29 protein-coding genes are annotated in these 25361 nt (G+C 64.2%); 17 read left to right on the forward strand and 12 right to left on the reverse strand.

What is annotated here, in order from left to right:
- The first annotated feature begins 22 nt into the window (after window positions 1-22).
- The 4 genes from EWF95_RS04250 to EWF95_RS04265 all read left to right on the forward strand — a co-directional run bounded on the left by EWF95_RS04250 (window position 23) and on the right by EWF95_RS04265 (window position 3344).
- Complete coding sequence (locus EWF95_RS04250; protein WP_142442810.1) at window positions 23-1201, forward strand: DHH family phosphoesterase; 1179 nt, start codon at window positions 23-25, stop codon at window positions 1199-1201.
- Window positions 1202-1276: 75 nt separating this feature from the next.
- The gene (locus tag EWF95_RS04255) at window positions 1277-2380 is read left to right on the forward strand and encodes an aldo/keto reductase (protein ID WP_142442811.1); all 1104 of its coding nucleotides are present in this window, start codon (window positions 1277-1279) and stop codon (window positions 2378-2380) included.
- Window positions 2381-2422: 42 nt separating this feature from the next.
- Window positions 2423-2797, forward strand: a complete 375-nt coding sequence (locus tag EWF95_RS04260; RefSeq protein ID WP_142442812.1) for a methylglyoxal synthase — start codon at window positions 2423-2425, stop codon at window positions 2795-2797.
- Window positions 2798-2831: 34 nt separating this feature from the next.
- Window positions 2832-3344, forward strand: coding sequence for a DUF7332 family protein (locus EWF95_RS04265; RefSeq protein ID WP_142442813.1), 513 nt, complete (start codon window positions 2832-2834; stop codon window positions 3342-3344).
- Here the strand turns inward: EWF95_RS04265 and EWF95_RS04270 are convergent.
- On the reverse strand, window positions 3341-3838 hold the full coding sequence (locus EWF95_RS04270) for a hypothetical protein (protein ID WP_142442814.1): 498 nt from the start codon (window positions 3836-3838) through the stop codon (window positions 3341-3343). The genes EWF95_RS04265 and EWF95_RS04270 overlap by 4 nt on opposite strands.
- A 68-nt stretch (window positions 3839-3906) precedes the next feature.
- Window positions 3907-4329: a DUF371 domain-containing protein gene (locus EWF95_RS04275; RefSeq protein ID WP_142442815.1), complete on the reverse strand. Its 423-nt coding sequence runs from the start codon at window positions 4327-4329 to the stop codon at window positions 3907-3909.
- A gap of 144 nt (window positions 4330-4473) precedes the next feature.
- On the opposite strand from EWF95_RS04275, the gene truD reads away from it, so the two are divergent.
- Entirely contained in the window at window positions 4474-5925 is a 1452-nt protein-coding gene (gene truD / locus EWF95_RS04280; RefSeq protein ID WP_142442816.1) for a tRNA pseudouridine(13) synthase TruD, read from the forward strand.
- A gap of 80 nt (window positions 5926-6005) precedes the next feature.
- Here the strand turns inward: truD and EWF95_RS04285 are convergent, their stop codons facing one another.
- On the reverse strand, window positions 6006-6587 hold the full coding sequence (locus EWF95_RS04285; protein WP_142442817.1) for a hypothetical protein: 582 nt from the start codon (window positions 6585-6587) through the stop codon (window positions 6006-6008).
- 101 nt (window positions 6588-6688) lie between these two features.
- Between EWF95_RS04285 and EWF95_RS04290 the strand changes: the two genes are divergently transcribed.
- From EWF95_RS04290 to EWF95_RS04300, 3 genes are all read left to right on the forward strand, one after another.
- Window positions 6689-7681, forward strand: a complete 993-nt coding sequence (locus EWF95_RS04290) for a hypothetical protein (protein ID WP_246055620.1) — start codon at window positions 6689-6691, stop codon at window positions 7679-7681.
- Between the two features lie 115 nt (window positions 7682-7796).
- Entirely contained in the window at window positions 7797-8369 is a 573-nt protein-coding gene (locus tag EWF95_RS04295; protein ID WP_142442818.1) for a CoxG family protein, read from the forward strand.
- Between the two features lie 79 nt (window positions 8370-8448).
- On the forward strand, window positions 8449-9108 hold the full coding sequence (locus EWF95_RS04300; RefSeq protein WP_142442819.1) for a flavin reductase family protein: 660 nt from the start codon (window positions 8449-8451) through the stop codon (window positions 9106-9108).
- Between the two features lie 7 nt (window positions 9109-9115).
- Here the strand turns inward: EWF95_RS04300 and EWF95_RS04305 are convergent, their stop codons facing one another.
- The 3 genes from EWF95_RS04305 to EWF95_RS04315 are packed head-to-tail and all read right to left on the reverse strand — an operon-like array spanning window position 9116 to window position 12039.
- Window positions 9116-9895, reverse strand: coding sequence for an ABC transporter permease (locus EWF95_RS04305; protein ID WP_142442820.1), 780 nt, complete (start codon window positions 9893-9895; stop codon window positions 9116-9118).
- Window positions 9892-10755 carry an ABC transporter ATP-binding protein gene (locus EWF95_RS04310; protein ID WP_142442821.1) on the reverse strand — a complete coding sequence of 288 codons (864 nt, stop codon included), beginning with the start codon at window positions 10753-10755 and terminating at the stop codon, window positions 9892-9894. Before EWF95_RS04310 ends, EWF95_RS04305 begins: the two co-directional genes overlap by 4 nt.
- A 15-nt stretch (window positions 10756-10770) precedes the next feature.
- Window positions 10771-12039 carry an ABC transporter substrate-binding protein gene (locus EWF95_RS04315; RefSeq protein ID WP_246055621.1) on the reverse strand — a complete coding sequence of 423 codons (1269 nt, stop codon included), beginning with the start codon at window positions 12037-12039 and terminating at the stop codon, window positions 10771-10773.
- 101 nt (window positions 12040-12140) lie between these two features.
- Between EWF95_RS04315 and EWF95_RS04320 the strand changes: the two genes are divergently transcribed.
- Window positions 12141-13592, forward strand: a complete 1452-nt coding sequence (locus EWF95_RS04320) for a hypothetical protein (protein WP_142442822.1) — start codon at window positions 12141-12143, stop codon at window positions 13590-13592.
- Window positions 13593-13627: 35 nt separating this feature from the next.
- On the opposite strand, the gene EWF95_RS04325 is transcribed toward EWF95_RS04320, so the two are convergent.
- Window positions 13628-14416 carry an ABC transporter permease gene (locus EWF95_RS04325; RefSeq protein WP_142442823.1) on the reverse strand — a complete coding sequence of 263 codons (789 nt, stop codon included), beginning with the start codon at window positions 14414-14416 and terminating at the stop codon, window positions 13628-13630.
- A gap of 24 nt (window positions 14417-14440) precedes the next feature.
- On the reverse strand, window positions 14441-15883 hold the full coding sequence (locus EWF95_RS04330; protein ID WP_142442824.1) for a hypothetical protein: 1443 nt from the start codon (window positions 15881-15883) through the stop codon (window positions 14441-14443).
- Between the two features lie 164 nt (window positions 15884-16047).
- Between EWF95_RS04330 and EWF95_RS04335 the strand changes: the two genes are divergently transcribed.
- Window positions 16048-16572: a DoxX family protein gene (locus tag EWF95_RS04335; RefSeq protein WP_142442825.1), complete on the forward strand. Its 525-nt coding sequence runs from the start codon at window positions 16048-16050 to the stop codon at window positions 16570-16572.
- A 72-nt stretch (window positions 16573-16644) separates the two neighbouring features.
- On the opposite strand, the gene EWF95_RS04340 is transcribed toward EWF95_RS04335, so the two are convergent.
- Window positions 16645-17217 (reverse strand): DsrE/DsrF/DrsH-like family protein, encoded by a 573-nt coding sequence (locus EWF95_RS04340; protein ID WP_142442826.1) that lies wholly within the window; start codon window positions 17215-17217, stop codon window positions 16645-16647.
- Window position 17218: 1 nt separating this feature from the next.
- Window positions 17219-17464: a sulfurtransferase TusA family protein gene (locus EWF95_RS04345; RefSeq protein WP_142442827.1), complete on the reverse strand. Its 246-nt coding sequence runs from the start codon at window positions 17462-17464 to the stop codon at window positions 17219-17221.
- A gap of 289 nt (window positions 17465-17753) precedes the next feature.
- Between EWF95_RS04345 and EWF95_RS04350 the strand changes: the two genes are divergently transcribed.
- From EWF95_RS04350 to EWF95_RS04370, 5 genes are all read left to right on the forward strand, one after another.
- Entirely contained in the window at window positions 17754-18944 is a 1191-nt protein-coding gene (locus EWF95_RS04350; protein ID WP_142442828.1) for an MBL fold metallo-hydrolase, read from the forward strand.
- A gap of 8 nt (window positions 18945-18952) precedes the next feature.
- On the forward strand, window positions 18953-19435 hold the full coding sequence (locus tag EWF95_RS04355; RefSeq protein WP_142442829.1) for a YeeE/YedE family protein: 483 nt from the start codon (window positions 18953-18955) through the stop codon (window positions 19433-19435).
- On the forward strand, window positions 19432-19908 hold the full coding sequence (locus EWF95_RS04360) for a DUF6691 family protein (RefSeq protein WP_142442830.1): 477 nt from the start codon (window positions 19432-19434) through the stop codon (window positions 19906-19908). The genes EWF95_RS04355 and EWF95_RS04360 overlap by 4 nt, the downstream gene beginning before the upstream one ends.
- 32 nt (window positions 19909-19940) lie before the next feature.
- On the forward strand, window positions 19941-21122 hold the full coding sequence (locus EWF95_RS04365; protein ID WP_142442831.1) for an inorganic phosphate transporter: 1182 nt from the start codon (window positions 19941-19943) through the stop codon (window positions 21120-21122).
- A 71-nt stretch (window positions 21123-21193) separates the two neighbouring features.
- A complete protein-coding gene (locus EWF95_RS04370) occupies window positions 21194-21925 on the forward strand; it encodes a DUF2103 domain-containing protein (protein ID WP_142442832.1) in 732 nt (243 codons plus the stop codon).
- A gap of 6 nt (window positions 21926-21931) precedes the next feature.
- Here EWF95_RS04370 and EWF95_RS04375 read toward each other — a convergent pair whose 3' ends face one another.
- Window positions 21932-22507, reverse strand: coding sequence for a hypothetical protein (locus tag EWF95_RS04375; protein WP_142442833.1), 576 nt, complete (start codon window positions 22505-22507; stop codon window positions 21932-21934).
- Between the two features lie 283 nt (window positions 22508-22790).
- Between EWF95_RS04375 and EWF95_RS04380 the strand changes: the two genes are divergently transcribed.
- Both EWF95_RS04380 and EWF95_RS04385 read left to right on the forward strand, forming a co-directional pair.
- On the forward strand, window positions 22791-24563 hold the full coding sequence (locus tag EWF95_RS04380; RefSeq protein WP_142443149.1) for a cbb3-type cytochrome c oxidase subunit I: 1773 nt from the start codon (window positions 22791-22793) through the stop codon (window positions 24561-24563).
- A 51-nt stretch (window positions 24564-24614) separates the two neighbouring features.
- Entirely contained in the window at window positions 24615-25118 is a 504-nt protein-coding gene (locus EWF95_RS04385) for a hypothetical protein (RefSeq protein WP_142442834.1), read from the forward strand.
- 15 nt (window positions 25119-25133) lie between these two features.
- Here EWF95_RS04385 and EWF95_RS13470 read toward each other — a convergent pair whose 3' ends face one another.
- Window positions 25134-25301 carry a hypothetical protein gene (locus tag EWF95_RS13470; protein WP_185911720.1) on the reverse strand — a complete coding sequence of 56 codons (168 nt, stop codon included), beginning with the start codon at window positions 25299-25301 and terminating at the stop codon, window positions 25134-25136.
- Between the last annotated feature and the right edge of the window lie 60 nt (window positions 25302-25361).

Consider the following 25361-nt stretch of genomic DNA (forward strand, 5'->3'; position numbering starts at 1 on the left):
GACGGCCGCAAATAGGCGTGGTATGGAGCAGTTCGTGGCCGTCGACGGAGCCCTCTCGGCGGCGGCGACGGCCGTTGAGAGCCGGCCGCTGCTTGTCGCCATCGCGCTCGTCGCCGCCGCCGGGCTGGCGGTGGCTGCCTACCGATGGCTGCGGACAACCCCCGGCGAGCGGTTCACCGAGCTGGTGGCCGACCGCGAGGCGGCGGTCGTGCTCATGCACCCAAACCCCGATCCCGACGCGATGGCGGCGGCGATGGGTGTCGCCGCCCTCGGCAAGCAGGTCGACACCGAGATGACGATCCAGTACCCCGGCCAGATCCGCCATCAGGAAAACCGAGCGTTCCGTACCGTGCTCGAACTCGATATCGAGGCCGTCGACCACGTCACCGAGCTGGCCGCCGAGGACGTGATCCTCGTCGATCACAACGAGCCCCGCGGCTTCGACGGCTGTGACGGGATCCTCCCGACCGCGGTCGTCGACCACCATCCCGGCGACGGCAGCGGCGAGCAGTTCACCGACGTGCGTACCGACTACGGAGCCTGTGCGAGCATCATCGCCGAGTATTTCCGGGATATCGGCGCGGTGCCGGTGCCGGCCGACGAACACGCCAGCGAGACCAACGCCACCCGTGTCGTCCCCTCCTTTACCGCGACCGGCCTGCTGTACGGGATCTTAGCGGACACCCAACATCTGACCGTCGGGGCGTCGGCCGCCGACTTCGACGCCGCCGCCTACCTCCAGCCCGGTGTCGACGAGGACAAACTTGATCGGATCGCCAACCCCGAGGTCGACGCCGAGGTGTTGGAGATCAAGGCCAGAGCGATCGCCGGCCGTCAAACCCAGGGCTCGTTTGCGGTCTCGGATGTTGGCACGGTGACCAACGCCGACGCGATCCCGCAGGCCGCCGACGAGCTCATCCGCTTGGAGGGGATCACCGCGGTCGTCGTCATCGGCGAACGCGAGGGGACGATCCACCTCTCGGGTCGCTCCCGGGATGACCGCGTCCATATGGGCCGGGCCTTGGAGGCGGCGACCGCCGACGCGGAGACGGCGAGTGCCGGCGGCCACGCCCGGATGGGCGGCGGCCAGATCGCCCCCCGAACCGAGGTTACCGACGGCGGCGAAACCGACCGCGAGCCGGCGATGAGCCGGGACGCGCTCGTCGAGGAGATCTTTGCCTGCCTCTCGGGGGACGTGTGAGCTGTCGCAAGACGACGACTAACACGCACTGACCGCGATCCCGATGCTTATTCGCCGCGGGCCGAAATTGGGGGTATGGCAACCGAACGCGGGACATGGAGCTACCGAGACCGCTTCGGCGACAGCTTCGGCCGCACCTACTTCCGGCGGTTCCCGCCCGGTGTCTGTTCCTCGATCGGCCTCGGCACCTATCTCGGCGAGCCGACCGACGCCGTCGACGACGACTACCGCGAGGCGATCACGACCGCCCTCGACAACGGGATCAACATCGTCGATACGGCGATCAACTACCGCTGTCAGCGCGGCGAGCGCGTCGTCGGCGACGCCCTCACCGGGAGCGATGTCGACCGCGATGAGATCGTCGTCGCCACGAAAGGCGGCTTTCTCCCCTTCGACGGCGAGCGACCCGCCGAGCCGGGGGGGTATATCCGCGAGCAGTATGTCGAGCCCGGGATCGTCGACCCCGAGACGCTTGTCCGCGGCAGCCACAGCATCGAGGCCGGCGTCATCGATCACCTGCTGGATCGGTCGCTATCGAATCTTGATCTCGACCGAATCGACTGCTACTACGTCCACAACCCCGAAACACAGCTGCTCGAACGCGAACCTGAGGCGGTCTACGACAGCCTCGAAGCCACCTTCGAGCTGTTAGAGCGTCGCCGGGCGGCCGGCGATATCGGCTGCTATGGGCTGGCGACCTGGGAGGCGTTTCGGGTCGATCCGGGAGCCGACCAGCATCTTTCGCTGCCGACGCTGCTGGAGCGAGCCGCACAAGCCGCCGAGACCGTCGGTGTCGGTGACCACGGTCTTCAAGTACTTCAGCTTCCGTTCAACGTCGAGATGGCCGACGCCTTCACACGAGCGACCCAGCCAGCCCCACCCGACGCCGACGAGGAGGGGCCGGTCAGTGTCCTGGAGTACGCCCACGCCGCGGGCCTCCATGTCGTCACCAGCGCGAGCCTCGGGCAGGGCGCGTTGGCAAGGTCGTTGCCGTCGGCGGTCGCCGCGGAGTTGGCCGGTGATACGACCGCCCAGCGGGCGATCAACTTCGCCCGGAGCGCGCCCGGTGTGACGACCGCACTGGTCGGGATGTCATCGCCGGCCCATGTCGCCGAAAACGTCGCCGCCGGCACGTTCGATCCGCTGGGCGCGAGTGCGTTCGACGCGATCTTTGAGTAACACCGGGAACTTTCAAGCCCCCGGCGAGCACAGCGACAGTCGATGCGATTGGCACTGATCGCCCACGACGAAAAGAAGGATGACCTGATCGAATTCGCCCGCGAGCACGAGGACTGGCTTGCGGAGGCGGAGCTGATGGCGACCGGGACGACCGGCAAACGGCTGATGGAGGCGACCGATCTGGAGGTGGAACGGAAGGCCTCGGGCCCGCTCGGCGGCGACATGCAGATCGGCGGTGAGATCGCCGACGGCGACTGCGAGGGGCTGATCTTCCTGCGGGATCCGCTGACAGCCCAGCCACACGAGCCGGATGTCTCCGCGCTGTTGCGGATCTGTGATGTCCACGACACGCCGCTGGCGACAAACGAGGCCTCAGCGACGTTCCTGCTGGAAGGGCTGTTCGCCGACGACCGCTGAGGAGACTTTTGTACGAGCGGCGACAACGCCCTGTATGGCCACCCCGAGGGGACACCGACTGTGGGCGGTGGCGGTGAGCCTCCTGCTCGTGACGAGCCCGGCCGCGGCCGTCGGCGGTGCGGCGGTCGACGACAGTCGGGCGGCTACGACGGCACCCGATAACCCACTCGTTGCACTCCAGCAGTCCGACACCCCCGACAGCAACGCCTGCTTCCCGGCGGGCGGCTACAACTTCACCATCGGGACGCTCGGCCCGCAGATCGAGATGGTCGTCCACCTCTCGCTTTTGACTAATCTTGGCGGGCCGGGCACCCTCGGGGTCGAGCTTGCGGGGACGACCGCCGAGAACGTCCCGCCGATGATCGAGCTCCGGACAGGTGTCGTCTTCCGCGGGGTGACCGATGTCGATCGGTTCCTCAGCGACCCCTTCGGGCTGTTTGCGATCGCCTACGAGTACCGGTTTAACCTCCCATTGGGCGACAGCAGCGTCGACTACGAGTCCGACGAGCCACCGATCTCCGGGCCTGTCGGCGACGCCGACTGTTAGTTCGACCCGCTGAGAACCGCCCGAACGTCTTCACCCGAGTAGGTGATAAGCTCCTGAAAGTTCGCATCGAAATCACCGACCTTGGCGTTGATTGTAAGCCGTGTGAGGCGGTCTCGCACCGACGGAGACAGAAGAATCCCGCCGTCGCGGAACCCCACCCGTTCTTCGACACCCGGCCGCAGATCGAACACGCGATCGACGGTCTCAATCGGCTCGGACGCCGATTCCCCGTAGAGAAAGGCTCTAAGCGTGATCGGCTGCCGTTCGCTGCCGGTGTTTTCGGCGGTCACACGAAAATCGATGGCCGATCCGCGATCACGCAGCGTCTCGTTGCTGAACACAACCCCCGAAAACGGATCGGTCTCCTCGTCCGTGCCGTTGTTCGCATCCTCAAACCCCGGGAGCTGGGGGTCGAGCTCCGGCGGCTCGCCGAGACAGCCGGTCAGCCCGACCGACATCCCAAGGGCGGCGAGAACCGCACGTCGACGTGGCATGGACGCGGCTATGACCGCGGGCGGTAAAACAACAGCGTCGTCCAGCAGAGGAACACGACAGTCGAGAGCTACGTTGTCACACGAAATTCGACGGTTGCTGTCGCGCCATCGGCAAGTGCCGCCACCAGCTCGCGGTCGATGTCGGCGGCCGCGGCGTCGGCGTCGACCATGACGGTGCGGTCATCGGTGTAGGTGGAGGTGCGAGCAACCATACTCCGGTCGTCATCGAAGGTGAGCTCTGGGTCGCCCCGACCGGTGATCGTCTGGCTGTAGCCGCCGGCTTCGATGGTGATCGTGACCTCAGCGTCGGCCGATTGGGCCGCCGCAACGAAGGCCGGATCGAAGTCGGCTGGCACCTGATCGGCATCGATCCCGAGGATGCAGTCGCCGGCAGGCGTCAGCCAGTCGTCGCTGGTGAACTCGAAGGTCGACTCGTGGGTGGCCTGCACGTGCTCGTGGCCGTGGGCGGTGATCGTCTCTGTCGCTGCCATATCCGGCCTCCCTCGGGACGCCGCAAGTATCGCTCGGTTTGTGGTTCGCCACACTTGGTCGCACCCGCCCGAAGGGACAGAGGGATGTGGGAGCCTAGTCGACAGTAGGTATGTGCCAGCACCGCCCACCCGGAGTGGTCGTCGATGCGTGACGCCCACCCCATCGAGCAGGCAGTCGGCATCAACTACTACGTCAGCGACGCCGACGGGATCGGCGGTCGACTCCGCGTTGAGCCCGAGGATTTCCGGGTCGAGGAGATCGAAAACTTCGAGCCCGAACCGATCGACGCCGACCCCGGAGCCTACCCCGAGATCCTGCTGCGGGCGACGCTACGATCATGGGATACCAACGATTTCGCCGGCCGGCTCTCGGATATCCTTGAGATCAGCCGCGAGCGCGTCTCGTGGGCCGGCACGAAGGACAAACACGCGGTGACGACACAGCTCTTCTCCGTGAGCAACGGCGATCCCGAGGCCATCGCCGACCTCGATATTCGAGGTGTCGAAATCGACGTGCTCGGCCGGACGGGACGGCCGATCTCGTTCGGAGATCTCCACGGCAATCGGTTTCAGATCCGGGTGCGAGAGGTCGACGCCAACGCGGACGATCGCGTTGAAGAGATCACGGACGATCTGCGAGCCTTCGGTGGCGACGCTGGCGACAGCAGTGACACCGACAGCGACGACAGCGGCGACACCGACAGCGACGATAGCGGCGACAACGACGATAATGACGACAGCAACGACAGCGACAACACCGCTGTCGCCGGGATCCCAAACTGGTTCGGCCAACAGCGGTTCGGCAGCCGGCGGCCGGTGACCCACGAGGTCGGGCTTGCTATCGTCGCCGGCGAGTGGCGCGAGGCGGTGTTGTCGTACGTCGCCAACCCCTTCGAGACCGAACCCGAGGCAACGCAGGCGGCCCGGGCGTTTGTCGCCGAGGAGGCCGAAAGCGACGATCCCGACTGGGCGGCCTGCCTCGATGAGATGCCGGGCCAACTCGGCTACGAGCGATCGATGCTCCACCGGCTTGCCGAGGATGGGGCGTCCACACCCGAAGAGTTCCGGCACGCACTCGAAGCCGTCCCTTGGAACCTCCAGCAACTGTTTGTCAACGCCGCCCAGTCGTACCTGTTTAATCGGATTCTCTCGGAACGACTGCGCCGGGGGCTCCCGTTCGGCCGCCCGGTCGCCGGCGACGTGTGTTGTTTCGTCGACAGCGACGCTCCCGAGGGGCTGTACGCGCCCGATACCGACCGGCTGCAGCGCGTCTCAGAGAACCGGGTCGACGTGATGGAACGGCACTGTTCGCGCGGCCGGGCGTTCGTGACCGCGCCGCTGGTCGGCACCGACACCGAGTTGGCCGACGGCGAGCCCGGCGAGATCGAACGCGAGATCCTTGCGGACGAAGGGATAGAACCGAGCGACTTCGAGCTGCCGGGCGAGTTCACGTCGAGCGGCACCCGGCGAGCAATTCTGGTGCGTACTGATCTCGCTGTCGATCCCGAGACGCTGAGCTTTGGGTTCGCGCTGCCGAGCGGCTCGTATGCGACCGCGTTGCTGCGGGAGTATCAGAAAGGCGGACCGATGGAATAGCACAGCCCTGGGAGTGGAGAAACAGCCGCAAACGCACGCCGCCGGTTGTTTGTCTCAGACTGTTCGCGGCGTCGGCGCGGTCAGACGATCGTAAACTGGTTGGTGACCGTGGTTGCGAGATCGGTTCCCTCGCCGCCCTCGATATGAACCTCATACTCGTAGTCGCCGGACTCGGTGTCCTCCCCGGTGACGATCTTCGAGCCCCACGTCGCGCGGTCGTAGGCCTCGTGGGCACCCTCCCAGTTCAGCTCCAGGGGGCCGTAGTCGGCGTCCGGGAACTCGACGGTCACCGTCTCGATGTCGTCGCTGCCGAGCGGATCGCCGGTTTCGGGATCGAAGATACCGACGTGAATGCCAACCTCCATGCCGGGCGCGAAGCGGCCGATGCTGGCACACTCGTCTTCGCTTGTCGTCCCGCCGGATTCGTTGCCGGCCGACTCGTTGTCAGCCGACTCGTTGGTGCCGCCGGTCGTCGTTGTTTCGTTGGTGACTGTCGGCTCGTCGTCGGTCGATTCGACGCCGGGGTCGGTGATATACGTACAGCCTGCAACACCGACGGACGCCCACGTCGCCGCGCCCGTTGCGACCAGCTGTCGACGTGACAACCCGCCGCTCTCGTCGGCCGCTGACTCGTCTGTGTGATCTGGTTCAGAGGGGCTCATACTAGATCTAGATTCATGGATCGTATATAAATCCCGACACCGGTTCCCAGTTGTTTCGAAGACGGACAACGCTTATTGTGGTTTCGGCGGTCAGACTACGTATGGCACCTACTGGACAGGAAATCGACAAGCGAGACACGCGGACTGACAGCGAAACCACAGGCGGGGCCTCAACGACCCGCCGCCGACTACTTGCAACCGGTGCGGCGACGTGGGCGACTGTCGGGTTGGCCGGCTGTGCGGGCAACGGAGATGGCGGCTCCGGCGGGGGCGGCGACGGCTCGGCCGGCGGCGCGGCAAACTACGTCGTCACCGCCGAAACCGGGGCCGGCTCCGAAGGCGTCCCTGAGAGTGCCGGCTTCATCTCGGCGTGTTCGGCGAGCCGACGCTTCGTTCCCGGCATGCAGGTCGTGTTCTACATCGGCATCTTCGATCCGGAGACGGGCGAGCAGCTCACCGACGAGGATCTTGAAAGCGTCGTCGTCAACGTCGACGGCAGCGAGTCCGTCGAACTCGGCTGGGCCGGTGACGACGAGGAGAACCCCGCCGACGAGTGGGGCGGCTCCTACGTCCTCCCAGAGGATATCGAACCCGGAACGTACTCCTACACCGTCGAGGTCACTAACGGCGACGCCAACTACCAGACGGTCGGGATCCTCGAAGATTCCTTCGAGGTCATCGAACAGGCCAACCCGACCAACTACGTCGTCACGACCGACACGTGGTGGAACAACCAAGCACCCGAGGCATCGGTTGGCTTCGTCGAGGCCTGCGGCCCGGAACGGCAGTTCACCCAAGACATGGATGTCACGTTCGTCATCGGCGTCTACAACGGCTCCTCGGGCGAGCTCGTCGGCAACGACACCCTCGACTCCGTGACGATCGAATCGACCGATGGCTCCTTCGATGCTGTCGATCTCGAATGGCAGCCCGGCGGCGAGGACTCCGAGCCCCAGTGGTCGGGTACCCTCGATACGGCCGATCTGAGCACCGGCAGCTACAGCTACGAGGTCACCGTCACCAACGGCGACGCCAACTACCACAACGTCGGCATCGCCTCCAACCAGTTCACGATCATCGAAGTGGAGAACTGAGCGGCGACGAACCGAGACTGACAGTGGCCGGCGACCCGTGGGCCGACGGTGACCCGTGGGGAGCCAGCCGACCGAGTTGGCCAGTCACAGCCCCTGCGAGAGACGATCAGATCACATGAACTCCAACGACCACCCACCCGGAACACCGCCGGCCAGCGAGTCAGCCGACAGTACCACCGGCGATAGCACCGACAGCGAATCCGGTGGCACTGACGGCGACTCCGCTGCCGCGGACGCGCTGACGTTCTCGGGGTCAGTCGCCATCGAGACGACACCCGAGACGCTCTGGGCGACGATCTCCGATCCGGCGACGCTAACCGAGTGTGTCCCCGGCGCGGAGTCCATCGACCGCGTCGACGAGCGGACGTATGCCGTCGAGATCACCCGCGGGGTGAGCCACCTCACCGTCTCGTTGTCCGGCGAGGCGGAGTTCGTCGAGATGAACCCGCCCAACTCCGTCGTCACAAGCGCGCAGGCGTTCGACTCGAAAACCGGCAGCGACTTCGAGGTGCTCGCGGCCATGGAGATCCAGCCGACCGACGACGGGGCCGCCGAACTGACGTACTCCGCGGAAGTCTCGATCAGCGGCGGCGTCGGCACGATGAGCCCCCGACTCCTCACCCCGATCATCGAGCGCGACATCACGAGCTACTTCGAGAACGTCAAAGCCGAGGTCGAAGCCGAATGATGATCCGGTCAGTTACTGTCTGTCGCCGCGTCGCCACCGGTGGCAGAGCTATTTACATGTCCGTCCAATACCCCCGCCAATGACAACCGATCCAACCGACGCGTTCGACGAGATCTCCGAGTACGACTCGAAAGCCCTGTTCAAACCGAAGGTGGTCTCGCTGGTCGTTTCCAACAGCGAGGATCGCGGGCCAAACCTCATGACCGCCTCGTGGTGGATGCTGGCGGGGTACAATCCCTTCCGCTACCTGCTCGCAGTGAGTCACAAGACGCTGACCTACGAACTCATCGAGGAGAGCCAGGAGTTCGTGCTGGCCGCACCCTCAACCGACCAGATCGACGCGCTGACGCTGTCGGGCATGGTCAGCGGCCGCGACATCGACAAACTCGACCATCTCGACATGGAGACCGTCCCCGGCCAGTCGGTCGATGCCCCGCTGTTGGCCGATGCCGCCGGCAACATCGAGTGCTCGGTGATGGAGTCCTTCGAGTTCATGAACTGTACCTATTACTTCGGCGAGGTCGAACACGCCTACGTCACCCCCGGCGGAATGGACGGCCGGCTGCTGTCGCCGGATGCAGACGTGTTGGCCTACATGGGCAGCGACTGGGGCGAAGAGGAAACCAAGACCAAATACCGCTACTACGCCGATATTACCCCCGAGTCGATCAAGCGGTTCTCCGGCGACGAGGTCGTCGACTCGCTGCCGCCGGAACTCCGCGAGAAACACAGCGAATAAGCAAGCCCTATTCTGCTTCCCAGAAGGTCAGGCGGTCGCCGAGTGCGTCGACGCCGTAGATGAAGACGATCCCAAGCAGGGAGATCATCACCAGCGCAGCGTACATCCGCTGGAGGGTAAACAGTCGCCACGACCGCCAGATGAGATAGCCAAGCCCCGACTCCGCCGCCAGCATCTCGATGACGACGATGAGGTTGAAGCCAACACCCAACCCGAGGCTCAAGCCAGCAAACACCTCCGAGAGCGAGCCGGGAATCAGCACGTCGCGGTACAGGGCTAACGTCCCGGCCCCGTTATCGAGTGCAGCATCGATGTAGGCGTCGTCGATCTGCTGGACGCCACCCATCGTATTGACCGCGACCAGCAGGAAGATCGCAATGCTCATCGCCAGCACTCGAACCGTCTCGGTGACGCCCAGTAGCGTGAACATGATCGGTACCAGCGCGATCTTCGGAATCGGATAGAACAGGCTCACGTATGGATTCACGAGGAGTCGAACCGGCCGCGACCACCCCATCCACAGCCCGACGGCGACCCCGCTCGTGGCCCCGACGACGAAGGCGAGCAAGATCCGTCGCAGGCTGACCCACGTGTGATAGAGCAGCGGCCCCTCGACGAGCAGCCGGGCGGTCACGCCCGCGACGACCGACGGCGGCGGGAAGAAGGTCGGATTGAGAACGGCCAGCCGGGCGAGTACCTCCCAGCACAGCAGCACCGCGAGGATGGGGGCGAGATGGTAGCCGAGTCGCCGGCCCACCGTGTGCTGACGGCGGTGTGACTGGCTCATCGCTCGACCGACTGCTGAACTTCGTCGCTCAACAGTTCCCAGACGCGCTCGCGGAGCGTGGTGAACTCGTCGGTCGGGATCGCTCCGCGGGTTCGTGGTCGCGGCAGGTCTATGTCCAGTACCGCCTTGACGCCGCCGGGTCTGGCAGTCATGACAGCCAGTCGGTCACCCAGCGTGATCGCCTCCTCGATGTCGTGGGTGACGTAGACGACCGTTTTTTTCGTCTCGCTCCACAGCGAGAGCAGCTCCGTCTGGAGGTTGCGTTTCGTCTGGGCATCCAACACGCCGAACGGTTCGTCCATCAGGAGGATTTCGGGGTCGTTCGTGAACGCCCGCGCGATGGCGACGCGCTGTTTCATCCCGCCCGAGAGCTGGTGTGGGTAGGCGTCGGCGAACTCCGCGAGATCGACCTTTTCGAGGTAGGCGCGGGCCCGCTCGTAGCGTTGTTGTTTCCCGACGCCGTCCATCTTCAGCCCGAAGGCGACGTTGTCGAGGACGGTCTTCCACGGGAAGATGCCGTGTTCCTGAAAGACCATGTTCGTCACGGAGCCACCGTCGGCCCGCGCTGCCGAGATCTCGATCTCGCCGGTGTACTCGGAGACGAGCCCCGAGAGGATGCGCAGGAACGTCGACTTCCCACAGCCCGAGGGGCCGAGCAGGCAGAAAAACTCCTGATCCTGAATTGTTAGATCCACGTCGGTCAGTGCTTCGACCTCGCCCGACCGGGTGGTGTAGCGTTTCCCGACGCCGCGGGCGCGGATGCACGCCGACCCGGTCGCTGACGCCTCGTCGACGCTCTCGGCCGTCGCTGTGGCCGTCGAGTCCGGCTCGGTGACCGCGTTCGGTGGCTCTCGATCCATGGTAGGTAGCGTCGATTACTGACAGACGGTGTCGCTCGGGAAATCGGGGAGCTCTGCTATCTCGCCGATAGGCGTGTACGGCTGCGGCGCGTTCTCGCCCCACTGTTGGACTTGATCCGGCGAAGGGGTCGCGTCCGCCTCGTCAATGCGGCCGACCGAGTCAAGTGCCTCCGACAGCAGCGAGGTCTCGAACAGCGTGCTCCGGTCGACCGGTTCGTCGATGTATCCCCGGCAGGCGTGGTACTCCTGTTGGGCCATCACGTCGCCTTGGTTGACCCGGCCGTTCTTGTTCGGGATCGCCGGAACCGAGGACTTGATCGCCCCCTTGTCGATATCGAAGGCCTCGTTGATCAGGGTCGCAACCGCGTCGTCCGGGTACGATCCCATCTCGTAGTACTGCCGAACGCCTTGCAGGTAGCCTTCGAGCCACCGGACGGCCACGTCCGACCGTTGCTCGATGAACGGCCCGCCGAAGAAGTAGGCGGCGATCTGCATCCGGGGGGCGACCGCCGAGGCGTACAGGACATGGCCGGCGTTGGCGTTGTTCGCCAGTGCCAGCCCCAACGGGTCGGGTGCGATACAGACATCCGTGTCGCCTGACAGCATCGCCGAGACCATATTCGAGAACTGTATCTCGCTGACCTCTACCTCGTCCCACGTCATGTCGTGGGCGGCGAGCACCCGGCCGAGGACGTAATCCAGCGAGCCGCCTTCGGCGTTGTGGGCGACCGTCAGCGGCCCGTCGACCGCGTCGGCGATCTCCGGGAACGTCGCGTCCTCGGAGTAGATACCCTCCCGCGCCCAGACCCGCGCCGCGCCCGGGACGTTCGGGTAGTGCTGTGCCATGTCGGCGGCGATCCTGATGGGCACATCCTGTGCGATGGAGTTGGCGATGCTGGCACCGAACGAGCCGGCGGCGACGTCGATATCGCCCGACGCCAACTGCGGCGTCGCCAGCGGAACACCGTTGATTCGCTCGCGTTCGACCTCGATGTTCCGGTCGGCGAAGTAGCCCTCATCCTGGGCGATGAGTATCGGCACAACCGTTGCAAGGGGAAGCGTCCCGAACGTTACGGTGTCGACCCCGCCGCCCGATGAGCCGAGACAGCCACCGACCGCGGCGACCGCCGAGCCGCCGACAGCCCTGAGGAACTGACGGCGTGACGGCACCGCGTGTGAGGGAACCGCATCACGAGCGGCGCGGCGGCCGTCGCTTCCGCGTGAGGTCGCTGCGGCTGGCCGTCGTCCTAACGCGTTAGTGGAGGGCCGCTCAGTCGGGTTCATACCTCACCCTCGCACCCTTGGCCTATTAAAAAGCCGTCCTCATCCCATATTGTGGGAGTTCGTTACAACAGTTATTGAGCAATATATTTTTTACTGATACGATGGGATCGAACTCTTCGTCCGGAGCCGACACGAGCGAAACACACCCCCGACAGACCGATCGAGGCACGCTTGTCTTGAGCGACGACAGCGGGTACGTCGGTGAAACGCTCACCTTCCACGGGCGGAACCTCCCGGCTGACAAACAATTCGACATCGAGTGGCATACCGTCGATGGCTCGTGGGGTGTCCTCGAAGCCCACGAGATCGTCGGTCCGCAGTTTCGCCCGCGAACCGAGACGATCACGATGGTCACCACCGACGCCGAGGGTCGCTTCGACTACGAGTGGACGATCCCCGAAGAGTACGGCAGTGTCCACACCGTCTCGCTCACCACCCAGGACGGCGCGACCGTCGACCAAGCCGAGTTCGAGATCACGCCGTGGTTCGAACTCGACCAGGCGAGTGCAACCCTCGGCGACACTTTCGTTGTCACGGGGTACGGGCTGGGCCCCGGTATCATGGTCAACAACTACCAGATCGCGTGGGACAACACCACCGTCGGGTTCCTAACCAGTGTTCAGAATCGTGGCACGGCGACGGCTGAAGTCCGCGCTGTGGGGCCGCCTGGCGAGCACATCCTGCAGGTCTGGCGAGGCTACCGCGGGATGCCGTTCCTCCAGAACAACACGCAATCGCCGTACGGTAAAGTCGCCGACGGGCGCAAGACGGCCTGGACTGTCGAGGTGACCGAACCGGAGACGGAGCCGCAAACGGCGTGGGTCGATCCCATGCCAGAAGAGCAGCCGCTCAGCACGCATTACCCCGAGTTAGACGAGGCGACCGAGGCCGAGCTGTCGATCACCCCAGAGTATGGCCAGTCCGGGACAGACGTGACGATCACCGGCACGGGGTTCGAGCCTCACACCGAAGTCGACCTCATCTGGCACCACCACGCCGGCCACGAGCCGCAGGGCCCGGACAAACCGCCGCTGCCGACCGTGACCGCCGAACCGTGGCCCGACGCGTTGCCGACCGTTGCGACCGACGCCAACGGACAGTTTGCGGTCGACGTGACGGTTCCGAAAGATATCGGCTCGACGCGGCCGATCACCGCCCGCGTCGACGGGCGTAACGTAGCGGTGACCGGATTTATGATGCAACCCTCCATCGAGACGTTTTCGCCGACCAGCGGCCCGGTCGGCACCGAAATCGAGATCGAACTCACCGGCGTGGGGTGGACACAGTACGCGATGGCACCGCTGTTCGTCTACGACAACGGCCCGCTGGGGTATGCCTGCGGGCTGAGCGACAAGGAGGAGGGGACGACGATCCGAACCATCCTGCAGGCCTCGGGCCAGCCGGGCTGGCACTTCATCGACGCCTATCCGACGATATTCCGGATGCAAGAGGACAATCCGGAGTTCGAACTCAACGCCCACCTCTCGTATCTCGACAACCACCCGATGCGGCCGGTGCCAGCATTCCACTTCGCTTTCGAGATCACCGAGTAAGGCATCGCTGGCTCCTCCCCCGGAGCTTTTTCACGTTATCGAAGCGTGCGTGTAGCGGATCGCTCCGTCTCGGCGGGCGTCCACGTGATGAGTCGATCGCCGAGCCATCTGAGCCCGTAGGTGATCCCGACGCCAATCGTGGCGATGACGACCAGCGTGGCGTAGATATCCCCCAGCGAGTAGGTCTGATAGGATATCCAGAGATAGTAGCCCAGCCCGCGACCGCCGGCCAGCAACTCCGCCGAGATGACGATGAGTAATGCCGTGTTCATCGCCAGCCGAAGGCCGACGAAGATGGCCGGCAGCGAGCCGGGCAGCAGGATCTCCCGAAAGACGGTGACCGGACTCGTTGCCCCGTTGTCGGCTGCGACATCGAAGTAGAGCCGTCGGATCTGCCGAGCTCCGTTCATCGCGTTCCACAACACAACGAAAAAGCCACCGAGGGCGGCCGTGAATATGATCGCGCTGCTGTCGGTGTTGAACACGAGCACCACCAGCGGGAGCAACGCGATCACCGGGATCGGATACACCGCCGAAAACAGCGGCCCAAGCAGTGTTTTCAGCGTGTCGTTCCACCCCATGAGCACCCCGACGGTGACGCCGAAGCTGGTCGCCAACACCGAGGCGAGGAGCGTGCGCTCGATGGTTGCCGCGACGTGGCCGAGAAACGACGGCTCGCCGAGTAACACGAGCGTGCGCTCGAAGATGGTCGCTGGCGGCGGCAAAACGCCAGGACTCACGACGCCGAATCCCCCGACGGCGAGTTGCCAGACGAGAATGGCGACGACAAGCGAGAGCGTCTGATAGAATCGGTCAGTGTTCATCAAAGATGCAGCAGCGAGGCGTGACTACTCCTCGATCTTGAACGCCATGTGGTAGGCCGGCATCGGCCGCACCGGATGGTTGTCGAGATAGGAGAGATGCGGGCGGAGCTCGAAGTCCGGCTCGTCTTCCTGCATCTCGAAGATACACGGGTAGGCGTCGATGAAGTGCCACCCCGGCTGGCCGGTCGCCGGCAGTTCCAGCCGAACGATGCCGCCGCCGTCGTCGTCGCTGAGCCCACAGACGTACCCCAGCGGCTTGTTGTCGTACAGGAAGTACGGCGCGTTCTCGTAGATCGGCCAGCCGACGCCGGAAAGCTCGATCTCGATTGTCGTCCCGACCGGGCCGCTGGTCGGCGAGAATGTCTCGATCGAGGGCTGCATCATGAAGCCGGTGATGGCGATCTCCTCGCCGTCGACGGCGGCGGTGATCGGTCGCGTCGAGCCCTCGCTGGCCGGGATCGTGATCTCCGTCTGGAACGTCCCCTCGTCGTCAGTTGTGACGGTCGGCAGCCGGTCGGGGATCGGCTCCGGCGTGATCGGGATCCCCTTCACGCGGTGGCCCTCGTGGCGGTACCAGATCAGATCGACCTCCTCGTTTGGCGGGAACTGCTCGCCGCTGATGAACGCCGTCGTGCCGGGTTGGCCCGAACTCGGCGTGATCGAGAGTTCGGCGTCGCTCCCGTCGGTGTCGACATCGGGATAATGGATACTGATCGGGTTCTCGTCGAGGCGGTCGTCGAGCCACGCGGTTCGCGGCTCGGCGTCGGGTTCGGTCACCTCGACAGTCCACTGGGATTGCCGGCCGCCAGCGACGGGGCCGTACGGCGACTGGGTGTTGTTCTGGAGGTAGGGGACGCCCCGGTAGTTGCGCCACACCTGCAGGACGTGTTTGCCCGGCGGCCCGACCGCACGGATGCGGGCGGTTGCTGTCCCGCGGTTCATCACGCCCGTCATGAAGCCCATGTTGCCGTTGTCCCACGCGACCTGGTAGTTGTTCGTGACGACGTTCGGGCCGATCCCGTAGCCGGTGATCGTGAAGAACTCGCCGAGTTGGGCCGTAGTGTTGCCGAGTTCGAAATGCGGGAGAATCGTTACTGAGGCCGACGCGACCGTCGTGCCGTCCGTCTCGACGACCTCGACCCGGTGGCTGCCGCCGTAATCCTGTTCGACCGTCCACGTCTCATCGAACGCGCCGTTGCCGTCAGTGCGGACGGTTGCGATTGTCTCCGTCCGAGGGTGGTACTGGGCACCGACGACCTCGTTGGCCTCCAAGACGCCCCAGCGGCCGTCGGTCGTCTGCCACTGGAGTTCATAGCGTTCGTTGGCCGGCAGGTTCCGACCGTTGAACGTGAGCGTGTCGCCGACGTAGGTCTCGTCGTCGCTGACGACCAGCGTGCCCGCGGTGTCGCTCCCGCGGCGGTGTTGCTGGAGCGTGTCTTCGAGGTCGGAGGAGAGGCCATCACTCATACGTGTGGCTTCCGGCCATAATCTAATAAACCTGCCCGTGGTTCCCACAGGATAGGAATGCATACGCACGCCGCATGGCAATTTGCCGCCAATTGTGATGATCGTGTTCGCAACGACCGGGAATCGGGATAAGGCTTATCTGACGGTCGGATAATCGTTCACGTATGAGCTCCAAAACGGCCAAATCCAACATATTTGGCGTTGATGTGGAATTCACGTACTCCGAGACGTGGATCGCCTATGCCCTGTTCGCGCTGCGACTGATGATGGGCTGGGTGTTCTTCTACGCCGGCATCGTGAAGGTCATCGATCCCAACTGGAGTGCGCGGCCGTTCCTGCTGAACGTCGATCCGGCGAACCCGCTGGTCGATATGTGGGCCGCGATGGCCGACTGGGTCTGGCTGTTGACCCCGCTGAATCAGGTCGGCCTAACGCTGGTCGGGATCGCGCTCCTCCTCGGGGCGTTCACTCGGCTGAGTGCCTTCTTCGGGGCAATGATGATGCTGTTCTACTGGGCATCAGCGTACCCCTTCCCGGATGCGATCCTCATCGACTTCCACCTGATCTACGCGTTCCTGCTGTTCCTGTTGGGCGCGGCGGGTGCCGGTCGTATCCTCGGGGTCGACCAGTGGCTCGAAGAGCTAGATGTCGTCAAAAACAACCCACGGCTGACGCTTCTGTTGGGCTAACACCCCCGGCGGCTGTTCGGAGGACGGTTCGCAGCAAGCTGCGTGGTACAACAAGTGTTATCCAGCGTTCGCTTAGACCAGCAGCTGAATATCGGATTCGGCCATGTGTTGGAGTGCGGTGGCCGCCCCAACGCCGACGGTCACGTCGTCGTAGAAGTCGTCTTCATCGTACTCCATCAGTTCGATAGTCATCTGGCATGCCTGCAGGTCGACGCCCTGCTCCAAGGAGAGATCGATCAGTTCTTCGATCGTCGCCGTCCCGTTGTCGTCGATCCGGTTTTCCATCATGCGCGTGGCGAGCCGATCCATTCCCGGGAGGGCCGCCAGCGCGTTCGGCATCGGCATATTGGGGTTGCCGACCGCCGACAGCTGGAGGTTCTGTGATTTCTCCTCGTGGAGAATGTCGAGCCCCCAGAACGTGTGGAAGACGACGACATCCCAGCCGAAAGCGGCGGCCGTACTCGCCAGAATCAACGGCGGGTAGGCCATATCGAAGGTACCCTGTGTCGCCACGATGGTCATCTTCTGTTGTGCATCGTCGGCGTCGAGGTCGGCAACCGTCTCCTCTAACTCCTCGACGCGGGCCTGGAGCTCCGCGGCACTCGGCGGGGCACCGTCGGCGGTGCTGGATGGCTCGGTGCTCATGTTAGGCCGTCTTCTCGACGTAGTGTTTGTACACGTCGCCGTCCTCGACCTGCTCTAAGAGCTCGACGCCGCTGGTGCCGGCCGCCCAGCCGTCGATATCGCTCATGCTTCCCTTGTCGGTCGACAGTACCTCAAGGACGCCACCCTCCGGCACGTCGTCGATAGCGGATTTGGTTTTGACAACCGGCATTGGACACGATGCTCCTTTCACGTCAAGCGTCTCGGTAACGTCGTCGTTTGCGCTCATACTGTGTGGACTCCGTTTGTATTGGAGTTACTCCACAATATTGAAGCAGGATACAAAAGAATATCGATTAATGTGCAATACTCAAATAACTGTATCGGCCTGTGTGATAGTTCCGACGCACAGGATCGACCCTCTTTGGCGTATATCGGCCTTATTGAGTGTATTTTCCGGTCACAGCGAGTTTATTGTGATTCAGCAGGCGCGATTTGTGGTGCATCTATATTGTATATCTTGCGTATTACTATACAAACTCTTTTGTATCCATACCCTGTAGAGAGGGATGTCTCACATGGACGCTGACGACTTTCCAACCCCGGATGCAGACGTTCCCAGTATCGAGCCGGAAACGCTGAAACGCCGGATCGACAGCGAGGCGGTCACCCTCCTTGATGTGCGAATGGCCTCCGAATACGAGAAGTGGCACATTGACGACGAGAGCGTCGAGTCGATCAACATCCCCTACTTCGAATTCCTCGATGAGGCGGTCGACGACGAGGTTCTTGCGCAGATCCCTGACGACCGCGAACTCATCGTCCTCTGTGCGAAAGGCGGGGCCAGCGAGTACGTCGCCGGTTCCCTCCTTGAATACGACTACGACGCGATCCATCTCGAAGACGGGATGACCGGCTGGGCACGGCTCTATGACGCCGTCGAAGTCACCAACTACGATGGAGCGGGCACCCTCCTGCAGTATCAACGCCCCTCCTCGGGCTGTCTCGGCTACCTCGTCTACGACGACGGCGAGGCCGCCGTGATCGACCCACTGCGCGCATTCACCGATCGCTATCTCGACGACGCCGACGAGCTCGGTGTCGACCTGCAATACGCGCTCGACACCCACATCCACGCCGATCACATCAGCGGCGTCCGCGATCTCGACGCGGAAGGCATCGAGGGCGTTATCCCCGAGGCCGCTGTCGACCGCGGCGTTACCTACGCCGATGAGCTGACGACCGCCGCCGATGGCGACGAGTTCCAGGTCGGCGATGCGACCATCGAGACGGTCGCCACCCCGGGACACACCACGGGGATGACCTCCTATCTCGTCGACGACTCGCTGTTGGCGACCGGCGACGGGCTGTTCATCGAGAGCGTCGCCCGGCCGGATCTCGAAGAGGGCGACGAGGGCGCCCCCGACGCCGCCCGGATGCTGTACGATTCGCTGCAGGAGCGCGTGCTGACACTGCCCGACGAGACGCTGATCGGCGGGGCACACTTCAGCGACGCTGCCGAGCCAGCCGCCGACGGCAGCTACACCGCACCGATCGGCGACCTCGTCGAGGAGATGGACGCCCTGACGCTGCCGAAAGAGGAGTTCGTCGACGAGATCCTCGCGGAGATGCCGCCCCGGCCGGCCAACTACGAGGAGATCATCGCCACCAACCTCGGCCAGCAGACGGCCGACGACGAGGAGGCCTTCACCCTTGAGCTCGGCCCGAACAACTGCGCGGCCAGCCAAGCATCGATGGCGGGGGACTAAGCCGACCGATGGTCGCCGACCTCCTCGTGCTCGCCGAGCTGTTTCCCAACGGGATCAGCCGGTATGCGATCGGCGGGCTGTTCGTCGGGCTCGGCGCGGCCGTGATCTACGCCGGTACCGCGATCAACGCCGGAGCGAGTACGTTCCTTGAGTCGACGCTGTCGTACGTCTCCGATCGATCGCGGTTCGCCAGATATGCCGGCTCCCGAGACTGGCGGCTCGTCTTCACGCTGGGGATCATCCTTGGGGCGGCCGTCTACGCCGTCGTCTATCAGGACGGCACGTGGACGACCGATGTCGCCGCCTGGCGACTGCTCGTCGGCGGCATCCTCGTCGGGATCGGCACCCGCGTTGGCAAGGGCTGTACCTCCGGCCACGGCGTCTGTGGCGTCGGTTCGGCGTCGAAAACGTCGATAGCGGGTGTGCTCGCCTTTCTGTTGACCGCGATCATCACCGCACAGATCGTCGCCGCACTGGGGGTGACCCCATGAGCACCGCCGGGGGCAACGAGGGCCGACATCCCCTGTTCATGCCGTTGATCCTCGTCGGCGGGCTGATCTTCGGCTTCGGGCTGGGCTACAGCCACATGGCCCGCCCGGAGGTCGTACTCGACTTCCTCCAGTTCGAGGACTTCGGGCTCCTGTTTGTCATGTTTGGCGGCGCGGCGGTCACCGGGCTCGCCTACGTCGTCGTCCCGCGGCTGTTTGATCGCGCGCCGCTGACCGGGGATCGCTTCGGTCGCCGGCTGAAATCCTTCGATCGCAACGTGTTGATCGGCGGGGGCATTTTCGGCGTTGGCTGGGGGCTGTCGGGGATCTGTCCGGGCGCGGGCTACGCCAGCCTCGGCGTCGGCAACCTCCCGATCCTGTGGGCGATCGGTGGCATGTTCATCGGCGCGTACGCCCAAGGCGTCTGGCGGAGCCGCACCGCACAGGCCGAGGCCACAGCCGCGAGTTCGGACTGAGGGCTGAACCACACGATTCTCTCACACAATCCATGGAACTTGCAGCTATCGCGTTGTTTCTCGTCGCGGGACTCGCCAGTCTGTTCATGGCATGGGTGATCGGCGCCGGCTCCAGCGGTGCGACCCCCTTCGCGCCGGCGGTCGGCGCAAACGCCATCCCAACGATGCAGGCGGCGTTTCTCGTCGGCCTGCTCGGCTTTGCCGGCGCGATCACCCAAGGGGCCAACGTCTCGGCGACCGTCGGGAGCGGCCTGATCGGCGGCGTTGAGATCCCCGCGGTCGGCGTGATCGTCATCTTATTCGTCGGGGCCGGGCTGATGGCAATCGGCATCCGCACAGGGTATCCGATCGCCACCGCCTTCACCGTCACCGGCGCGGTCGTCGGCGTCGGTCTCGCGTTGGGGGGAACCCCAGCGTGGGCCACCTACCAGCAGGTCGGTGCCGTCTGGGTGTTGACGCCGATCGTCGGCGGCGGGATCGCCTACGGGATCGCCAGCGTGTTGCCGCGGCCTGACGCGCCCGAAACAGTCACCGTTCCTATGTTGGCCGCCGTGGTCGGTGTCGTCCTCGCAAACGTCGAGTTCGCACTGCTCGGCCCCGGCGGAACGATGGGATCGCTCACGGGCGCGGTTGGCCGACAGCTTGGGAGCAGCGGGGTCGTGACAACCGTCGGCGTCTCAGTTGCAGTCGGCGTGGTGATCGCCGCGCTCGTTCGGTGGGATATCAGCCGCGATGAGGCTGGCGGGCTGCGACGCGTGCTGCTCGTGTTGGGCTCGCTGGTCGCCTTTTCGGCGGGCGGCAGTCAGGTCGGGCTCGCGGTCGGGCCGCTGTTGCCGCTGTTTTCGACGGTCGGTGCCCTTTCCCCGGCAGTCATTCTTGCTGGTGGTGGGGTTGGCATCCTCGCGGGCTCGTGGCTCGGCGCGCCGCGGATGATCAAATCACTCGCCCAGGATTACTCCGCTCTCGGCCCCCGGCGGTCGATCGCCGCGCTCGTTCCGGCGTTTCTGATCGCGCAGGTGGCGGTACTGTTGGGCGTGCCCGTCTCGTTCAACGAGATCATCGTCAGCGGGATCGTCGGCGGCGGCGCGGCTGTCGGCGGGGGATCGGCGGTCGACCCACGGAAGCTGTTGGTCACCGTCGGTGCGTGGGCCGGCTCGCTTGGGCTGTCGTTTGTCGTCGGCTACGGCGTGATGACCGGGCTTCAGGTGGCGTAGTCGTTGCCGACGATGACCAGCCAATAAGCGCAAACAAACGGCGTTTTAGGCACCGCGTCGTACACGCAATCATGGAGTGCCGGCAGTGTCACACCGATCTCGACCGCCCAGGCGACTACTGTCTGGTCTGTGACACCGCCAACTGTGACGCCGTCGTCGTCGTCTTCAACCGCGATGCGGCGACGCTGACGATGCTCGACGGCGAGGAGGTCAGGGGCGAAACCACGATCACGACCGTCCCCGAAACCGACGACGATCACGATGACCGAGCAACCGTCGTCGAACTCCGAAACTTCGCCGGCCGGGTCGCCGACGAGATCCGCCGCAAGCGACCCGAGACGGTTTTCGCCGCCGGCGAGCGCGGCCCCCTGCGGGAGACCCGCAAACAGCTCCACTACGAGTTTTATCGGGTGCCCGATGACGATGCCGTCCAGGCGGTGCTCGACCGCCGCGGCGAGTCAGCCCTTGAGGTCGTCGACATCCCGCCACGCGAAAAGATCGGCGGCAGTCACTCGACGATCATCGGCGATCGGGCCGGCCGCAACGCCATCGGCATCGTCGCCGACCACCCACATATCAAGAAGATCATCCCTGGGCCGATCGACGCCGGCGGCAAAGGTTCACAGAGCAGTCTTCGCGCGAAGATCACCCGCGCCGATCACAACGGCAACGTCCGGATGTTGCTGCGGGATGGCTCCAGCGTCCAGGAAAACCGGCTGGTGACGACCGCACCGGATCTGGAAACCGGCGAGCGCGTCCGGGCGGATCTCAACGACGCTTTGGAAGATGCTGAACTCAAATAGTCGGACTCACTTCGAGCGACGCGGTCGTGTTGACCCCTGCCGACCCCGGCTGGGGCTGTCGCGTGGACACCGCCAGCCCAGCGGCTTCAGCTTGCCTCGGTAGAACTCGGTCAGACTGTCGGCGAAAAACACCTCAAAGCTTCCTCGGTAGCGGGCGGATGCACTCGTTGTCGACAGCGGGGCTCGGCGGAGCACGATCGCCACTGAACCGGCCGGAAGCGTGTACGCCGTAACCGACCCTTCGGCGACACAGGTTCGCTGCCGTGTCGCGCGGCCCTCGGTCGCGGTTGGATGATCGGGCTGGCTCGTCCCGTCGGATTTGTATTTCCGAAGCTGTAGCTGCTGGGTGGAAAGGCCCTTGAGCTCGACACAGAGCTGTTTCCACTGCCGAACCCGGTAGCGGACATCCGCGGTGTTCGGGAGGTGGGTATTGTTGAAGTCGGTCGCAAGATGGGATGTGAGCGTCTCGATCACCGATTCGAAGGAGCGATCGGTTGGATCGGCGATAACAAGCGAGATCGCAGGGATGGTTCCATCCGGAAACCGATCCTCGTAATCCTTTAACAGCTGTTTGACCCCCATCTATCAGTCCCCCCGCGGTTGGGGAATCATAGGATCAGCGAGTATATAGTTCTGATTGTAGATCACTATTCACTCTGTCTCAGTATCATATTGGCACCCGACTGTTCCAGCCAGCAGACAGTGGGATAAACGAGCCGACGATCACACCATCGTGGCGACAAATCCGATCGACCATACCGCGCCGACAACGAACTCGATCGCCACCAAACCCGAATCATTCTTAGGGTGCGATGCCCATACCAACTGTATGGAACTCAACGCGCAGATCGCGCTGACCGTGCTGATGGGGGTGTTCCTCGTCGCGGTCGCCACGTTCCTCACACGGATCGAGAACTGGCGGTCGTACACCCCTGTTGGCGGCGGGGGCTCGTTCATCGAGGAGTCCGGCTACATCGACGAAGAGAAACCGGCCGGGATCGTCCGGTGGCTGACGACCGTCGACCACAAGGATATCGGTATCCTCTATGGGTTGTACGGCGTTATCGCCTTCGCAGTCGGCGGCCTGATGGTCACGATCATGCGGTTCGATCTCGTGACCTCCTCGTCGCTGCTCGGCACATCGACGTACAACGCCTTGCTGACGAGCCACGGGATCACGATGCTGTTCCTCTTTGGGACGCCGATCATCGCGGCGTTTGCCAACTATCTCATCCCGCTGATCATCGGGGCCGACGATATGGCGTTCCCCCGGATCAACGCCATCGCCTTCTGGCTGCTGCCGCCGGCGGCGTTGCTGATCTGGGCGGGCTTTTTCGCTAAGCCGCTCGGGCTGTTCGGGCCTGCTCAGACGGCCTGGACGATGTACACGCCGCTGTCGCTCGGGGCGGCCGGGCCGAGTGCCGACGCCGTCGGCGGAGCCGGCGTCGACCTCATGCTGCTCGGACTGCATCTCTCCGGGGTTGCGGCGACGATGGGGGCGATCAACTTCATCGCCACAATCTTTACCCAACGCGGTGACGAGGTCTCCTGGGCCAACCTCGACATCTTCTCGTGGACGATCCTCACCCAGTCAGGGCTGATCCTGTTTGCGTTCCCGCTGCTCGGCAGCGCGCTGCTCATGCTGTTGGCCGACCGCAACTTCGGCACGGCGTTCTTCCTGACTGATGGCGGCAACATCCTCTGGCAGCACCTGTTTTGGTTCTTCGGCCACCCCGAGGTCTACATCCTCGTGTTGCCGATGATGGGGATTGTGAGCTACGTCCTCCCGCGGTTTGCGGGCCGGAAGCTGTTTGGCTTCAAGTTTGTCGTCTACTCCACGCTGGCGATCGGGGTTCTATCCTTTGGTGTCTGGGCCCACCACATGTTCGCCACCGGGATCGACCCCCGCATCCGGGCGTCGTTCATGGCGGTATCGATGGCGATTGCGATACCCTCAGCGGTGAAGACGTTTAACTGGATTACGACGCTGTGGAACGGTCGGGTACGGCTGACGACGCCGATGCTGTTCTGTATCGGGTTCATCTCGAACTTCATCATCGGCGGCGTCACCGGGGTCTTCCTCGCGTCGATCCCGATCGACCTCGTGCTCCACGACACCTACTACGTGGTCGGCCACTTCCACTACGTCGTGATGGGTGCGATCGCCTTCGCCGGCTTTGCGGGCATCTACTACTGGTTCCCGCTTGTCACCAACCGGATGTACCAGGCCAGCCTCGGGAAAGCCCACTTCTGGCTCACGATGGTCGGCAGCAACATCACGTTCCTGGCGATGATCCTGCTGGGGTACGGCGGGATGCCGCGGCGGTACGCGACCTACCTGCCGGAGTTTGCGACGCTCCACCAGGTCGCCACGCTCGGAGCCGTACTGCTGCTGATCGGCCAGATCATCTGGCTGTACAACATGGTCTCCTCGTGGTTTGAGGGCAAACGCGTCGAAAGCGGCGATCCGTGGGATCTCCGCCAGGACAACGTTCGCACCGTCGAATGGCAGTGGTTCGAGCAGAAACTCGACACACAGATCGCAACCGACGGCGGCGACGAGGATGTCGCAACCGACGGCGGCGAGCCGGCCGACGAGGCGGAGACGGTTGCTGACGAACGCGACGACAACGCCTGATCGGCGCGAGCGAGACGGTCTTTTTTCACCACCAGCTGTTGAGGTGCTGATATGCTGCGACGAGACGCGATCCTCGCATCCGGCGGAGTGTTCGTTGCCGGCAGCGTCGTCGGCTGTCTGGGACAGCCAACAGGGTCAGCAGCAGACAACGAAGAGCCATCAGACAGTGAAGCGAGCGAGATCACCGACGACGCCACACTGGAGGCGACACTCGAAGTCGGCGACGACAGCCGGACGTTGTTTACGACCGGTGACATCGCGCGCGTCGGTGCCGTCGCAACACGGCCACAGACCGGGCCGTCGGTGCCGATCGAACTCACCGCGGCGGGAACCGAATCAGTCACCGAGACAGCCGCCGCTGTCGACCTCGATAGCAGCTACGAGGCGGCAACGGTCACTCTCACCTTCGACGGCGAACGGATCAATCAGTTCGGGATCAACGCCGAGCTCGCAGCGGAGATGGCGGGCGGCGGGTGGGGTGGTCGGTTCGTCCTCACCTTTGCCGATACGGCCGCGGCCGACGCGTTCCGCGACCGGCTGCTCGCTGAGAGCTGACCCGCCGTCGGCTGATTACACCACCAGCACGATGCCGGTCACAAACATCATCAGCGCGATCCCGCCGAGAACAATGCCGAGCAGGTCGCTGTCATCCATACCAGAGGTTGGGCTGCCGACCCCAAAACGACATCGGTCGGAGAAAATCGAAACAACATCGATCGGACGGAACCGAAACGACATCGATCAGACGAAACGGAAACAACATCGATCGGACGAAACGGGTAACTGCGTGCCACCCCC

This window comes from Halonotius roseus, from assembly GCF_006861655.1.
In the GTDB taxonomy this organism is placed as follows: Archaea; Halobacteriota; Halobacteria; order Halobacteriales; family Haloferacaceae; genus Halonotius; species Halonotius roseus.

Excerpts from the sequence above, each read along its gene's own strand:
- EWF95_RS04250 (WP_142442810.1), top strand. The coding sequence starts at position 23 with ATGGAGCAGTTCGTGGCCGTCGACGGAGCCCTCTCGGCGGCGGCGACG.
- EWF95_RS04255 (WP_142442811.1), top strand. The coding sequence starts at position 1,277 with ATGGCAACCGAACGCGGGACATGGAGCTACCGAGACCGCTTCGGCGAC.
- EWF95_RS04260 (WP_142442812.1), top strand. The coding sequence starts at position 2,423 with ATGCGATTGGCACTGATCGCCCACGACGAAAAGAAGGATGACCTGATC.
- EWF95_RS04265 (WP_142442813.1), top strand. The coding sequence starts at position 2,832 with ATGGCCACCCCGAGGGGACACCGACTGTGGGCGGTGGCGGTGAGCCTC.
- EWF95_RS04270 (WP_142442814.1), bottom strand. The coding sequence starts at position 3,838 with ATGCCACGTCGACGTGCGGTTCTCGCCGCCCTTGGGATGTCGGTCGGG.
- EWF95_RS04275 (WP_142442815.1), bottom strand. The coding sequence starts at position 4,329 with ATGGCAGCGACAGAGACGATCACCGCCCACGGCCACGAGCACGTGCAG.
- truD (WP_142442816.1), top strand. The coding sequence starts at position 4,474 with ATGCGTGACGCCCACCCCATCGAGCAGGCAGTCGGCATCAACTACTAC.
- EWF95_RS04285 (WP_142442817.1), bottom strand. The coding sequence starts at position 6,587 with ATGAGCCCCTCTGAACCAGATCACACAGACGAGTCAGCGGCCGACGAG.
- EWF95_RS04290 (WP_246055620.1), top strand. The coding sequence starts at position 6,689 with ATGGCACCTACTGGACAGGAAATCGACAAGCGAGACACGCGGACTGAC.
- EWF95_RS04295 (WP_142442818.1), top strand. The coding sequence starts at position 7,797 with ATGAACTCCAACGACCACCCACCCGGAACACCGCCGGCCAGCGAGTCA.
- EWF95_RS04300 (WP_142442819.1), top strand. The coding sequence starts at position 8,449 with ATGACAACCGATCCAACCGACGCGTTCGACGAGATCTCCGAGTACGAC.
- EWF95_RS04305 (WP_142442820.1), bottom strand. The coding sequence starts at position 9,895 with ATGAGCCAGTCACACCGCCGTCAGCACACGGTGGGCCGGCGACTCGGC.
- EWF95_RS04310 (WP_142442821.1), bottom strand. The coding sequence starts at position 10,755 with ATGGATCGAGAGCCACCGAACGCGGTCACCGAGCCGGACTCGACGGCC.
- EWF95_RS04315 (WP_246055621.1), bottom strand. The coding sequence starts at position 12,039 with ATGAACCCGACTGAGCGGCCCTCCACTAACGCGTTAGGACGACGGCCA.
- EWF95_RS04320 (WP_142442822.1), top strand. The coding sequence starts at position 12,141 with ATGGGATCGAACTCTTCGTCCGGAGCCGACACGAGCGAAACACACCCC.
- EWF95_RS04325 (WP_142442823.1), bottom strand. The coding sequence starts at position 14,416 with ATGAACACTGACCGATTCTATCAGACGCTCTCGCTTGTCGTCGCCATT.
- EWF95_RS04330 (WP_142442824.1), bottom strand. The coding sequence starts at position 15,883 with ATGAGTGATGGCCTCTCCTCCGACCTCGAAGACACGCTCCAGCAACAC.
- EWF95_RS04335 (WP_142442825.1), top strand. The coding sequence starts at position 16,048 with ATGAGCTCCAAAACGGCCAAATCCAACATATTTGGCGTTGATGTGGAA.
- EWF95_RS04340 (WP_142442826.1), bottom strand. The coding sequence starts at position 17,217 with ATGAGCACCGAGCCATCCAGCACCGCCGACGGTGCCCCGCCGAGTGCC.
- EWF95_RS04345 (WP_142442827.1), bottom strand. The coding sequence starts at position 17,464 with ATGAGCGCAAACGACGACGTTACCGAGACGCTTGACGTGAAAGGAGCA.
- EWF95_RS04350 (WP_142442828.1), top strand. The coding sequence starts at position 17,754 with ATGGACGCTGACGACTTTCCAACCCCGGATGCAGACGTTCCCAGTATC.
- EWF95_RS04355 (WP_142442829.1), top strand. The coding sequence starts at position 18,953 with ATGGTCGCCGACCTCCTCGTGCTCGCCGAGCTGTTTCCCAACGGGATC.
- EWF95_RS04360 (WP_142442830.1), top strand. The coding sequence starts at position 19,432 with ATGAGCACCGCCGGGGGCAACGAGGGCCGACATCCCCTGTTCATGCCG.
- EWF95_RS04365 (WP_142442831.1), top strand. The coding sequence starts at position 19,941 with ATGGAACTTGCAGCTATCGCGTTGTTTCTCGTCGCGGGACTCGCCAGT.
- EWF95_RS04370 (WP_142442832.1), top strand. The coding sequence starts at position 21,194 with ATGGAGTGCCGGCAGTGTCACACCGATCTCGACCGCCCAGGCGACTAC.
- EWF95_RS04375 (WP_142442833.1), bottom strand. The coding sequence starts at position 22,507 with ATGGGGGTCAAACAGCTGTTAAAGGATTACGAGGATCGGTTTCCGGAT.
- EWF95_RS04380 (WP_142443149.1), top strand. The coding sequence starts at position 22,791 with ATGGGGGTGTTCCTCGTCGCGGTCGCCACGTTCCTCACACGGATCGAG.
- EWF95_RS04385 (WP_142442834.1), top strand. The coding sequence starts at position 24,615 with ATGCTGCGACGAGACGCGATCCTCGCATCCGGCGGAGTGTTCGTTGCC.
- EWF95_RS13470 (WP_185911720.1), bottom strand. The coding sequence starts at position 25,301 with ATGTCGTTTCGGTTCCGTCCGATCGATGTTGTTTCGATTTTCTCCGAC.